The organism is Mesorhizobium sp. B2-3-6 (assembly GCF_006442305.1).
Lineage (GTDB): Bacteria > Pseudomonadota > Alphaproteobacteria > Rhizobiales > Rhizobiaceae > Mesorhizobium.
This window is the reverse complement of sequence record NZ_VFVW01000003.1, coordinates 485,232-497,568: the sequence shown is the minus strand read 5'-3', so window position 1 is coordinate 497,568 and position 12,337 is coordinate 485,232. Positions and strand designations below refer to the sequence as shown.

Annotated in this window: 10 protein-coding genes; 6 read left to right on the top strand and 4 right to left on the bottom strand. The window is 64.8% G+C overall.

What is annotated here, in order from left to right; translation table 11 throughout:
* Positions 1 to 5: 5 nt before the first annotated feature.
* Complete coding sequence (locus FJ953_RS11610; RefSeq protein ID WP_140496320.1) at positions 6 to 821, bottom strand: SDR family oxidoreductase; 816 nt, start codon at positions 819 to 821, stop codon at positions 6 to 8.
* 120 nt (positions 822 to 941) lie between these two features.
* On the opposite strand from FJ953_RS11610, the gene FJ953_RS11605 reads away from it, so the two are divergent.
* The 6 genes from FJ953_RS11605 (at position 942) to FJ953_RS11580 (ending at position 6,864) form a co-directional block, all read left to right on the top strand.
* The gene (locus tag FJ953_RS11605) at positions 942 to 2,180 is read left to right on the top strand and encodes an acyl-CoA dehydrogenase family protein (protein WP_140496319.1); all 1,239 of its coding nucleotides are present in this window, start codon (positions 942 to 944) and stop codon (positions 2,178 to 2,180) included.
* A gap of 50 nt (positions 2,181 to 2,230) precedes the next feature.
* Positions 2,231 to 3,268, top strand: coding sequence for a zinc-binding dehydrogenase (locus FJ953_RS11600; RefSeq protein WP_140624365.1), 1,038 nt, complete (start codon positions 2,231 to 2,233; stop codon positions 3,266 to 3,268).
* A 228-nt stretch (positions 3,269 to 3,496) separates the two neighbouring features.
* On the top strand, positions 3,497 to 4,663 hold the full coding sequence (locus FJ953_RS11595; protein ID WP_140624363.1) for a glycosyltransferase family 87 protein: 1,167 nt from the start codon (positions 3,497 to 3,499) through the stop codon (positions 4,661 to 4,663).
* Entirely contained in the window at positions 4,656 to 5,642 is a 987-nt protein-coding gene (locus FJ953_RS11590; RefSeq protein ID WP_140624361.1) for a glycosyltransferase family 2 protein, read from the top strand. Before FJ953_RS11595 ends, FJ953_RS11590 begins: the two co-directional genes overlap by 8 nt.
* Positions 5,639 to 6,460, top strand: a complete 822-nt coding sequence (locus tag FJ953_RS11585; protein ID WP_140624360.1) for a ChbG/HpnK family deacetylase — start codon at positions 5,639 to 5,641, stop codon at positions 6,458 to 6,460. The genes FJ953_RS11590 and FJ953_RS11585 overlap by 4 nt, the downstream gene beginning before the upstream one ends.
* A complete protein-coding gene (locus FJ953_RS11580) occupies positions 6,457 to 6,864 on the top strand; it encodes a GtrA family protein (protein WP_140556527.1) in 408 nt (135 codons plus the stop codon). The genes FJ953_RS11585 and FJ953_RS11580 overlap by 4 nt, the downstream gene beginning before the upstream one ends.
* 55 nt (positions 6,865 to 6,919) lie before the next feature.
* On the opposite strand, the gene FJ953_RS11575 is transcribed toward FJ953_RS11580, so the two are convergent.
* The 3 genes from FJ953_RS11575 to FJ953_RS11565 all read right to left on the bottom strand — a co-directional run bounded on the left by FJ953_RS11575 (position 6,920) and on the right by FJ953_RS11565 (position 12,306).
* A complete protein-coding gene (locus FJ953_RS11575) occupies positions 6,920 to 10,051 on the bottom strand; it encodes an efflux RND transporter permease subunit (RefSeq protein ID WP_140624359.1) in 3,132 nt (1,043 codons plus the stop codon).
* Positions 10,048 to 11,202 carry an efflux RND transporter periplasmic adaptor subunit gene (locus tag FJ953_RS11570; RefSeq protein ID WP_140496312.1) on the bottom strand — a complete coding sequence of 385 codons (1,155 nt, stop codon included), beginning with the start codon at positions 11,200 to 11,202 and terminating at the stop codon, positions 10,048 to 10,050. Before FJ953_RS11570 ends, FJ953_RS11575 begins: the two co-directional genes overlap by 4 nt.
* A gap of 279 nt (positions 11,203 to 11,481) precedes the next feature.
* Positions 11,482 to 12,306 (bottom strand): MurR/RpiR family transcriptional regulator, encoded by an 825-nt coding sequence (locus FJ953_RS11565; RefSeq protein ID WP_140496311.1) that lies wholly within the window; start codon positions 12,304 to 12,306, stop codon positions 11,482 to 11,484.
* Positions 12,307 to 12,337 lie beyond the last annotated feature (31 nt).

Below are 12,337 nucleotides of genomic sequence, written 5' to 3'. Positions count from 1 at the left end.
ACATGTCATTCCTTGAACAGGGTCAGCCCATGCTGCACCGACTGTCCGCCGTCAATCGGCAGGATGGCGCCGGTGACATAGCTGCCTGCACGGCTGCACAAATAGAGCGTTGCGCCGGCAATGTCATCCGGGGCGCCGATACGGCCGATCGGAACGTGGCTGCCGACATACCTGGCCTGTTCCTCAGTGGCGGTGGCAAACGCCGTCATCCGGCTCTGGAAGGGCCCAGGGGCAAAGGCGTTGACGGTGATGCGGCGGCCGGCGAATTCCAGCGCCAGGGTGCGCGTCAGGTGATGAACGGCCGCTTTGGAGGCGGTGTAGGAGTAGGCGTCGTCGGCCAGCGGCTGCGTGCCCATCACGGAGCCCAGATTGATCACCCGGGCTGGATCCTCGTCGCTGGCGGCGGCTTCGAGCAGCGGCAGCAGTTCGCGGGTCAGGTGGAAGACGGCGGTGACGTTGACGCCGAACACCTTGGCCCAGGCATGATAGGGGAAGCTCTCCAGCGGCGCTCCCCAGGACACGCCGGCATTGTTGACCAGGATATGCAGCCGTTCGGCCCGCGTCTTGACCTCGCCGACCAAGGCGGCAATGCCGGCCTCGCTGGAAACGTCTCCGGCAAAGCCTTCCGCCCGGCCCGGCGCGCCAAACCCGTTCAATTCCTCGGCGACCTTGATGCAGTCCTCGCCCTTGCGCGAGGCGATCATCACCGTTGCGCCGGCCTTGACGAGGCCCGTCGCCGCCATGCGGCCGATGCCGGTCGCCGCGCCCGTGACCAGCGCGGTCTTGCCGGCCACCGAAAAAAGATCGTCGAGATAGCTCATCGAACTCCTGCGCCTTTCATCGGCGGATCGGGGAAAGCGTTCGCGTTGACAAGGCTATCCGAAGTACGGTCATCCTTGCCACTGACAAAATGCCCGGCCTGAATGAAGGGTTAGCAACCGATGACGGAGATGAATCTCGGCATGACGGAGCGGCTGAGGCCGATCCATGCGCGCGTCGCGGCCATGGTGCGCGACGAGATCATGCCGCTCGACAAGGAATTCCTCGGCGAAGTCGGCAAGGCGGGCGACCGCTGGACATACACGCGGCGCCAGACCGAGATCCTCGAAGGGCTGAAGACGACCGCAAGAGAGCGCGGCCTTTGGAATTTCTGGCTGACCGGCTCGGAACGCGGCTACGGTCTTTCCACCGTCGAATACGCCTATCTGGCCGAGGAGATGGGCAAGGCGCATCTCGGCGCCGAGACCTTCAACTGCTCGGCGCCCGACACCGGCAACATGGAGGTGCTGGAGCGCTACGGCTCGGCGGAGCACAAGAACGCCTGGCTGGAGCCGCTTCTCGACGGAAAGATCCGCTCGGCCTATCTGATGACCGAGCCGGACGTCGCCTCGTCGGATGCCACCAACATTTCGATGCGCTGCGAACGGCGCGGCGACGGCTATGTGCTGAACGGCGAGAAATGGTGGGCCTCTGGTGCCGGCGATCCCCGCTGCGCCATCTATATTGTCATGGTGAAGACCTCCGATGGAGAGCCGAAGCACAGGCGGCATTCGATGATCCTCGTGCCGGCGGACACCAAGGGTGTCAGCAAGCTGCGTCCAATGCAGGTCTACGGCGACGACGACGCGCCGCACGGCCACATGCATCTTCGCTTCGACAATGTGCTGGTGCCGGCGTCGAACCTGATCCTCGGCGAGGGCAGGGGTTTCGAGATCGCGCAAGGCCGCCTCGGCCCCGGCCGCATCCATCACTGCATGCGGGCCATCGGCCAGGCCGAGATGGCGCTGGAGCTGCTGTGCCAGCGTTCGGTCCGCCGTGAAGCGTTCGGCCAGCCACTGGCGAAACTCGGCGCCAATTTCGATATCATCGCCGAGTGCCGGATGGAGATCGAGATGGCCCGCCTGCTCTGCCTCAAGGCGGCGTGGATGATCGACCAGGGCGACGCGCGCGCCGCCGCGCCCTGGATCAGTCAGATCAAGGTGGTCGCGCCACGCATGGCTCTGAAGGTCACCGACGAGGCGGTGCAGATGTTCGGCGCGCAAGGCATCAGCCAGGACACGCCGCTGGCGCGCTCGTGGACGCATCTCAGAACGCTGCGCCTCGCCGACGGGCCGGATGCCGTGCATCGCCGCCAGGTGGCGCGGGCTGAATTGAGGAAATACACGCAGGAAAAGGTTTGAGCCGGCCGGCATCTCATCGTCTTGCGTCGACAACCAAGGAGCAGCCACCAATGGCCATACCCTCCGAAATGAAGGCCCTGCTCCTGGTCGGCGACGGCTACACCAGGGCGCCGAGCGGCAGCGTGCTGGAGGCGATGGAGCCCTATCTCAAGCCAGGCAGTATCGCAGTGCCGGCACCTGGGCCGACGCAAGTGCTGATCAAGGTCAGCCTTGCGTCGATCAATCCGTCCGATGTCGCCTTCATCAAGGGCCAGTACGGCCAGCCGCGGCTCAAGGGCCGGCCGGCCGGCTTCGAAGGCGTCGGCGTGGTCGTTGCCGGCGGCGACGAGCCCTATCCCAAGAGCCTCGTCGGCAAGCGCGTTGCCTTCGCCACCGGGCTCTCCAATTGGGGCTCATGGGCCGACTATGCCGTTGCCGAAGCCGCCGCCTGCATTCCGCTCCTCGACACCGCGCGCGACGAGGATGGGGCTGCCATGATCGTCAATCCGCTTACCGCGCTCGCCATGTTCGACATCGTCAGCCGAGAAGGCGAAAGGGCCTTCATCATGACCGCCGGCGCCAGCCAGCTCTGCAAGCTGATCATCGGGCTGGCCAGTGAGGAAGGATTCCGGCCTATCGTCACCGTGCGCCGCGACGAGCAGATCGCGCTGCTGAAGGAAATCGGCGCCGCCCATGTGCTCAACGAGAAGTCGCCCGATTTCGAAGCCTCGCTGCGCGAGGTGATAAAGGCCGAACAGCCGCGCATCTTTCTCGATGCGGTGACCGGGCCACTGGCCTCGGCCATCTTCAACGCCATGCCGAAGCGCTCGCGCTGGATCATCTATGGACGGCTCGATCCCGAGGCCACGATCATCCGCGAACCCGGCCAGCTGATTTTCCAGCACAAGCACATAGAGGGCTTCTGGCTGAGCGAATGGATGCGGCAGCATAAGGATCGCCGCGGTCCTGCGATCCTCGAGGCGCAGAAGCGCTTTTCCGACGGGCGCTGGACGACCGACGTGACGGCTGTGGTGCCGCTGGCCGAGGCGATGGCGCGCGTGCCGGCGGAACTGGCCAGGCCCAATGGCAAGGTGTTCATTCGGCCGTAAAGCAGGGGGTGTGCGGTTGAGCTGCATTCCGGTTCATCGAGAGCACAGCTGCTATAACCTTCGAGGGCCGGAAAGAGGGTGGTTTGTTGGCTGCGATCGTTCAATGTCATCGGCGGCCACGCCGTTCGATCCCCCTATGCCACCCCGCTTTGTCCGTGATATGCCGCCGCCAATGAACGCTGGGACAGTGCCGGACCGGGCCTGTTCCGGATTGGTGTGGGGTGCTTGGTGAGGATTTCCAAACCGGTTTTCGACCGCCTGGGGCTTGGCCTGTGGATCGGGGCATTCGCGGTCGTGCTTGGCCTGGTCCTGTGGTCGCCCGATGCGCGCACCGTATTGCAGGCCTACAGATATGGCAGTGTGGAGTTTCTCGCCGGCCGGCCGCTCTACGACCTCGAGTCCGAGATGGGATACCTTTACACGCCCGCCTTCGCCGCGCTCTATATTCCGTTCTTGAATCTGGGACCGCATCTTGGCGGGCTGGTCTGGCATGCCCTCGGTTTCGCCGTTCTCACCCTTGCCGCGGCGCGGCAGGTGCGCAAGCTGGGCGGACAGGAGCAGACCTGGCTGCTTTCCTTCGGCCTCTTTCTCGCTTTGCCGATGACACTGGGCGCCATTCGCAACGGCCAGGCGACAATCCTGCTGACCGGCGCCTGCTGGCTCTTGACCCTGTCGGCACTGGAAGGACGGCGTGCGGAGACCTTTTTCTGGGCCTCGCTTGCTATAACGGCCAAGCCGACCGCGATCATCATGCTGCTGTTGGTGGGGGCGTTGCGCCCGCGGCTGATACCGGTGCTGGTGCTCGCGGTGCTGTTCGTGCTCGCCATCCCCTACGCTTTCGCTCCCGCCGGCTACCTGAACGAGCAGTATGGCGATTTCGCCCGCATGCTGACGTCGATGGCCGTCGACAAGACCAGCCATTTTGTTCCTACCGATTTCACCGCGCCCTTTATCGAGATGGGGCTGCCCGTTCCGGATTCGGCTGCCACGGCGGTGCGCGTCGTGATCGGCCTGCTGACGCTCTCGATCGTGCTCTGGTTCGACCGCAAGCTCGAACAAGGAGCGGCCGGACTCGCGATCTTCCTGGCGGCCGCCTTCTACATGTGCGTCTTCAACCCGCGCGTCGAGCCCAACACCTATGCGATGATCGCGGTACCCGCCGGCCTTGCCATTGCCCTGTTGTGGCGCGAAGAAAAAGGTGGCGTCCTGGCCTGCGTGCTGTCCATGACTTTATTCCTGACAGGTTTGACCGGTGTCGAGCGCCACATGCATGACTTTCTCTATCCCTGGTTTCGGCCGATCACGGTCACTTTCATCGCCTGCTTCCTGATATGGTGGTTCTGGGCCAAGGCGCGACAAAAATTGGTGAATGTGGAGCCTGTCGCCCATGGCTGAGATGCGCCCGAGACTCGATATCGTGGCGCCGTTCTTCAACGAGGCGCAATCGGCGACGGCTTTCGCGGCATTGCTCGACGCGCTCGAGGCGGCGGTGTCGAGCCGCTTCGGCATGCAAGTCCACAAGATCCTGGTCGACGACGGCAGCCGGGACGATAGCGCCGGGCGGTTTTCGCAGGCACTTTCGGGATCCTGGGAAATCGTGCGCCTCAGCCGCAATTTCGGCAAGGAGGTCGCCGTGCTCGCCGGCCTCGACCACTCGCGGGGCGACATGGTGCTTGTCATGGACGCGGATCTGCAGCACTCCCTGGAGACCAGCCTGAAGATGATCGTCGAGCTGGCTGAGAATCCGGACGTCGACGTCGTCTACGCGCAGAACGACCGGCGCGGGGCAAGCTGGCGGCGCAGCCAGTTGGCGAAACTGTTCTACAGCCTGATCAACAGCAGCCAGCGGTTCGATATTCCCGAGAATGCAGGCGACTTTCGCGTCATGCGCGGCACCGTGGCGCGCGCATTGACCAGCCTGCGCGACAAAAGGCGCTTCAACAAGGGCCTGTTCGCCTGGGCCGGCTTCCGCCAGAAGGCCATATCCTATTCGCCGGAAAACCGCGCCAGCGGCAAGTCGAAATGGAGCCGGCTCAACCTGATCGCCTTTTCGTTAGAGGGGTTTACGTCCTTTTCGGTGATTCCGCTGCGCCTGATCAGCCTCAGCGGACTGCTTGCGGCGTTTGCCGGCGCGGTCTACGGCGCGAAAGTGCTCTTCGAGGTGCTGTTCTATGGCATTGCCGTTCCAGGCTATCCGAGCCTGCTGGTCGCCGTAGTGTTGCTCGGCGGCCTCAACCTGACACTTCTCGGGCTGATCGGTGAATATGTCTGGGTCACCCTCAGCGAAAGCAAGGATCGCCCGGTCTACATCGTGCGCGATATCGTGCGCAGCGATGTTCCCGCCAGGTCGGCGCCGGGCGTTCCCCGGGCATGATGCGCGGCATCCGTCTGATCGCCGACGATTACGGCCTGGCGCCCGGCGTCTCGGCGGCGATCCTCGACCTGCTCGATCGCGGGCGGCTTATGGGCACCGGTTGCATGACCGGTTTCGCGGAATGGCCGGGGGAGGCGGAACGCATCAAGCCGCTGTGCGGCCGGGTCGCCGTCGGCCTGCATCTGACCTTGACGGACCAGCCGGCCGTGACCGGCCCGTCGAGCCTGGCACCGGAAGGCCGGCTGCCGCCGCTCCGCTCGCTGGCATTGCCGATCCTGCGCGGCAGCATCGAGACCTGCGACGTCCATGCCGAGCTCGACGCCCAATTTGGCCGCTTCGTCGAGGCGCTCGGGCGCCGGCCCGATTTCATCGACGGCCACCAGCATGTGCATTTCCTGCCTGTCGTGCGCAAATGGCTGCGGGGGCGTTTCGCCGGAGATGCCGGCAGACCGTGGCTGCGCGGCGCGCCGGCACTGGCCGGCAGCGGAGCGGCGGCATCGAAAATTGCGGCGATCGCCGCCCTGGCAACTGGTTTCAACCGATCCATGCGGCGCGCCGGCTTCACCGTGAGGGCGCCGCTCGCCGGCATCTATGACTGGCGGCAGCCGGAAAAGTTCGCGCCCGCCCTGCAAACCGCCGTTGAAAGCCTGCCGGAAGAGGGACTGTTCATGTGCCATCCCGGGCATGTCGACGAGACGTTGCGTGCACGCGACCCGATGCAAGATGTGCGCGAAGTCGAATTCGCGGTTCTCGCCTCCGATCATTTCGGCGCAAACCTGGCTCGCGCGCGTGTCGGCATCATGGACGGCACAGCATGAGTGCCGATCAGTCCCGGCGTTCGACCGGCAACAAGATTATCCGCTTCGCCATTGTCGGCCTGGTGAACACGGCCATCGACCTTGCCGGTTTCTTTCTGCTGCTCAAGCTGCACGTGCCGCCGCTGCCCGCCAACGTTGCGTCCTGGTTCATTGCCGTCACCTTCTCCTTCGCGGCCAACGGCTTCTGGTCGTTCGAGCGCGATCCGACCATCCGGCTGCATCATGCCTTTCTTCGCTTCGCCTCGCTCGGCGCGCTGATTTCGCTTGGTGTCTCCAGCCTTGCGATCGCGCTGTTCGCCGGCGTCGTCGGCGTGTGGCCGGCAAAGATCGGCGGGGTGGTTGTGGCGGCGGTGCTGAATTTCCTCGCCGCGCGCTGGTCGATCGAGGGCCGTCTCTTGAAATAGCAGGCTGTTTCCCCACGAAAATTCCGGACCCGCTACACGGTCTCCTGGAATTTCCCTATTCAGCCGGCTCCACATCGGTGTAGGCGGCTTCCTCGAGTTCGCGCTTCAGCCGCGCCTCCTCGTGGGTCTTCGGCGTGACGAAGCGGCCGAGCAAGAGATAGGCGACGGGGGTCAGGAACAGCGTCGAGACGGTGGCCAGCCCCAGTCCGCCGACGATCACCCAGCCGAGCGCGATACGGGCCTCGGCGCCGGCGCCCGCTGCCAGCACCAGCGGCACGCCGCCGAGCACGGTGCAGATCATGGTCATCATCACCGGGCGCAAGCGAATGGTCGAGGCCTGTTCGATCGCCTCGCGCACGCCCAGTCCGCGATCGCGCAGCTGGTTTGCGAATTCGACGATCAGGATGCCGTTCTTGGCCATGACGCCGACCAGCAGCACCAAGCCGATCTGGCTGTAGGCGTTGAGGCTGGTGCCCGAGAGCAGAAGCGCGAAGATGGCGCAGGCGAGGCCGAGCGGCACTGTCGCCATGATGATGATGGCGCTGACGAAGCTCTCGAATTGCGCGGCAAGCACCAGCAGGATGATGACCAGGGCAAAACCGAAGATGGTGACCATGGCGCTGTTGGTCTCACCCAGCGTCGCCGCCTCGGCCAACGGCACAATGCGGCTGCCCGGCGGCAGAAGCGGTGTTGCGATTTCCTCGGCGCGCGTAAGGGCCGAGCCGAGCGCGAAATCGCCGCCGAGGTTGGACGTGATCGCCACCGACGGCTGCTGCTGCTCGCGCGACAGCGAGGGCGGCACGGCACGCTCGGTCAGCGTGGCTATGGTCGACATCGGCACGAAACGGCCGTCAGCCGTCTTTAGGAAGACGTTCTCCAGGTCCGTCGGATCGTTGATCGGGTTGGTGGTCGAAACCAGCTTCACCCCGTAGCTGCGGTCGGCGATGTAGACATCGACGACGTCGTTGCCGTCGAGCATGGCCTGCATGGTGTTGGCCAGTCCTGTGATGTCGATGCCGAGATCGGAGGCGCGCTCGCGGTCGATGGCAACGGAAAGCTGCGGTTGCGTCGGGTCGATGGAAAGGCGTGGCGTTTGGAAACGCGGATCCTTCTGCATCTCGGCGATGATCTTGACGGCCGCGTCGCCGAGCGCCTTGCGGTCGTTGCCGACCAGCGCAAACTGCAGGCCGTTGCCGGCGCCACGGATGCCGAGGCTGTTGGGCTGCACCGGGAAGATGCGCACGCTGGGCACCTGGCGGGTGAGCTGGCTGATCTCGGCCATGATCTCCTGCTGGCTGCGGCTGCGCTCGTCCCAGGGCGCCAGCGTCATCACCATGAAGCCTGAATTATAGGCGCCGTTCTGGCCGGCGCTCTCGAAAGTGCTGACGATTTCGCCGGAATCACGCAGCGGCTGGATCAGCTTTTCGATCTTCTGCATCTGCTGCGTCGTGTATTCGAGGCTGACGCCTTGCGGGGCGCTGATACGAAGCAGCACGACCGCGCGATCCTCGGTCGGCGTCAATTCCTGGCGGATGGTGCCGAACAGCGCGAATGCGGTGCCGGCGAACAGCAGCGCCACCAGCACCACGATCCACGGCGCGTCGAGGCAGACATGCAGGCTGCGCCGGTAGGCCGCGTTCAGCGCGCCGCCGATGCGCGCGCCGACGCCGTTGCTGCCCTCGCGGTGGAGGGCGGCACCGGACAGCATGCGCGAGGCAAGCATGGGACAAAGCGTCAGCGCGACCACGCAGGACAACAGCACCGACATGGCGAGCACGAAGCCGAATTCGCGGAACAGGCCGCCGGTCTGGCCCGGCAGGAAGGAGATCGGCACGAAGACGGCAACCAGAGTCAGCGTGGTGGCGATGACGGCGAAGAACACTTCCTGTGCGCCGAGCACTGCGGCGGCACGCGGCCCCATGCCTTGATTGCGCCGCCGCACGATGTTTTCCAAAACGACGATCGCGTCATCGACGACAAGCCCCGTCGCCAGCACCAGGGCCAGCAGCGTCAGGATGTTGATCGAGAAACCAGCGAGGTAGATCGCCGCAATGGTGCCGATCATGGCGACGGGCATCGACAGGCCCGGAATGAGCGTGGCGCGCCAGTCGAGAAGAAAGGCATAGATGACGACCAGAACGATGGAGACGGAAAGCGCGAGCGCGATCTCCACCTCGTGCACGGCGCCGTTGACGAACACCGCGTCGTCGCTTGTGACCTTGATCGACATGCCTCGCGGCAGGTTTGCCTGCAACTTCTCGACCGCGGCCTTGACGCCGGTGGAGATGTCCAGCGTGTTCGATTCCGCCTGGCGGATGATGCCGATGCCGATGCCGGTCTTGCCGTCCGAACGCAACGTGGTCTGGCCGATGTCGGGGCCGAGCGTGACGGTGGCGACATCGCGGATGCGCGTCGTTCCGCCAATGATGATGTTCTCAAATTCTTCCGGCGTCGTCACATCGGCGGTGGTGCGAACGATCAGGTCCTGATTGGTGGTGGTGATCGAGCCGGCGGGTGAATCGAAGGCGACCGAGGCAAGGGCGGTCCTGAGGTCGGCGACGGTGAAGCCCAGGCTGGCGAGCTTGTTCTGATCGACGTCGATGCGGAAGATCTTGTCGCGGTCGCCATAGACCTGGACGTCCGCGACGCCTGGAACGGCAGCCAGTTCGTCCTCGATCTGGTCCTGGACCACGACGGTCATGTCCTGAACCGACATGGTGTCGGAGGTGACGGCCAGGCGCATCACGGGGTCGGAGTTGGCGTCGGCCTTGACGATGCGCGGCGGATCGGCCGTTTCCGGCATCTGGTTGGCGACGCGGCCGACGGCATCCCGCACATCCGAGGCCCCGACATTGAGATCGACGCCGTCGTTGAATTCGATGGTGACGCGGCTCGAGCCGAAGGAGGAGGTCGAGGAGATCGACTTGACGCCGGAAACGCGGGCAACAGCTCCCTCGATCGTGTCGGTCAGTTCGCGATCGACCGTTTCGGCCGCCGCGCCTTCGAAAGTCGTGGAAACGGTGACGACGGCGCGGTCGACATCAGGCAGCTCGCGGATCTCGACGCCATAGAAGGCGGCGAGGCCGGCGACCGCGATGAGGACATTCAGCACCAAGGCCATGACCGGCCTGCGGATGAACAGGGCGGTAAAGCCAGTCTCGCTGGCGGCGTTGACGGCTCCGGTCATGAGCCTTCGGCCGCGTTCGCGGCGCGCTGCTCTCCGCGGGCGATGCGGACTTCGCCTCCCTCGCTGACGCTCTGGGTGCCTTCGGTCACCACCATGTCGCCACTGTCCAGCTCCGCGTCGATCAACACGGTTTCGGTGTTGCGCTGGATGATGCGCACCGGCACCCGCTTGGCCTTGCCGTTCTCGACCGCCCAGACGTAAGCGCCCTCCGAGCCCCACAGGATCGCCAGCGGGCTGACGGCGGGATAGGTCTCGCCGGGGAATTTCATGGTGATGGCGAACGACATGCCGGCGCGCAGCGAATCGGCCGGGTTGGCGATCGTCGCCTTGACCAGAAGCGTACGGCTGTTCTCGTCGATGTGGTTGTCGATGGCCGAAACCGTGCCGGTATAGCTGTTGCCGGGATTGGCGATCGGCGTCGCCGACAATTGCGCGCCGATCTTGACGGCGGCCGCGAAGCGTTCCGGCACCAGGAAATCGACAAGGATCGAGGAACGGTCGTCGAGCGTCGCGATCGCCGACTGGTTGGTCACATAATTACCGGCGGAGATCGGCAGGATCCCGACCGTGCCGGAGATCGGGGCGAGAACAGACCGGCGGTGCAGGGCGAGTTCCGCATCCTGTAGCGCCAGCTTGGCACCGGCCAGCACCACTTCGGCATCGGCGACGGCGACCGGTGTCGCCGCATTGGAGGCGCGCAGCGACCTGACCCGGTCGAGCTTGGCCTGTGCGTCCTGAAGCGCGAGCCGGGCACGGTCCTGGGCGATCACTTCGGTTTCGGAATCAAGGGTCGCGATGACCTGTCCCTTGTCGACATGGGTGCCGGACGAAACCAGCAATTCGGCGAGACGGCCGGAGGAGTAGGGGTTGACCGTCACCGACGCATTGGCGCGGCCGGTGCCGATGGCCTGGAGCCGATCGTTTATGGTCGCGGAAATAGCGGGCACGACGACGACGTTGACCTGACGGGCTCGCTCGCCGCCAGCGGATTTCGTGCCGGCGCCGGTTTCAGCCGGAGGCGTTGCCGCGTAGGCCCAGTCTATTCCCCAGCGCGCCAGCACGTCCGGCGCGCCCGGGAAAAAGCGCAGCCAGGCGGCAACCGCCACCACCAGCACCACAAGGGCGAAAAGTATCTGTTTCCAGGCGGCCATCGGCACTCCGGTTGGCAAAACAATCCTTCCGTCCACCGGTTTCCCGAAATAAGCAGACGCAGCGGGGCTATTCTAAGGCAAGAAGCAAGCCCCCGATATCGTGCCTTTATGACAATTCTTCAGTGTCCGCGCACATTAAATATGCGTAACGTTGCCGGTGTTCGTGCCGTTTTGATTTTTTAGTTCACTTCGAGCCGGGCTTTCGAGATTACAACGCTGGCTATGCCGCCCCGACGCCAGTTTCGGACCGAAATCGTTCCAGACGTATCCCGGGCTGCATCAACGCAGGCCTTCCATCTCGCGGATGCGCCGGGCGCCGTCGGCCTCGAGTTGCCTTGTGACGGCGCCGATCAGCGTTTCGGCGACGACGAAGAGCGCCGCCGAGGAGTCCCACGCCGAAGGCACGGCGGTTCGCCCGGCGATGACGTGACGGGCGAAGCGGGCGATCGGCGACAGCCACTGGTCGGTGAACAACACGATCTGCACGCCACGCTGATGCGCCTTCTCGGCGAAGCGGATGAGGCTGTCCTGGTAGCGCCTGATGTCGAAAATGACCAGCACGTCGCGCTTGCCCATGTCGATCAGCCTGTCGCGCCACATGCTTTCCTGGCCGGCGAGGTGAATGACGTCAGGCTGGATGATGGCGAGGTGGGCGGCCATGTAGCGCGCCAGCGGATCGGTGAAGCGGCCGCCGATCAGGAATGTCTTGCCGCGACGCTCGGCGAGGCGGGACGCGATGTCGGCAAGCTGCTTGTCGGACAGGTGCCGGAACGTCTCGCGCATATTGTCGAGCGTTGCCTCCAGCATCGGCGACGCCGTGCCGCCGGGCAAGGGCGGATTGAGCGTGCGGGTCGCAGGGGACTGCAATTGCGCCGCCAGTTCGTCCTGCAGGCTCGACTGGAACTCCGGATAGTTCTGGAAGCCGAGCCTGGCGACGAAACGCAGGATCGTCGGCGAGGACACGCCGGCCGCGGACGAGAATTCGGCGACAGTCTTCAGACCGATCATCGGATAGCTCGCTATCAGCGTCTGGGCCGCGCGCCGCTCGCCGGCCGGCATTGTGCCGATGCGGTCGGCGATCAATTCGGCAATACTGGAAATCATCTTTCCCATCCATGGCCCGGCCGACGGTGTT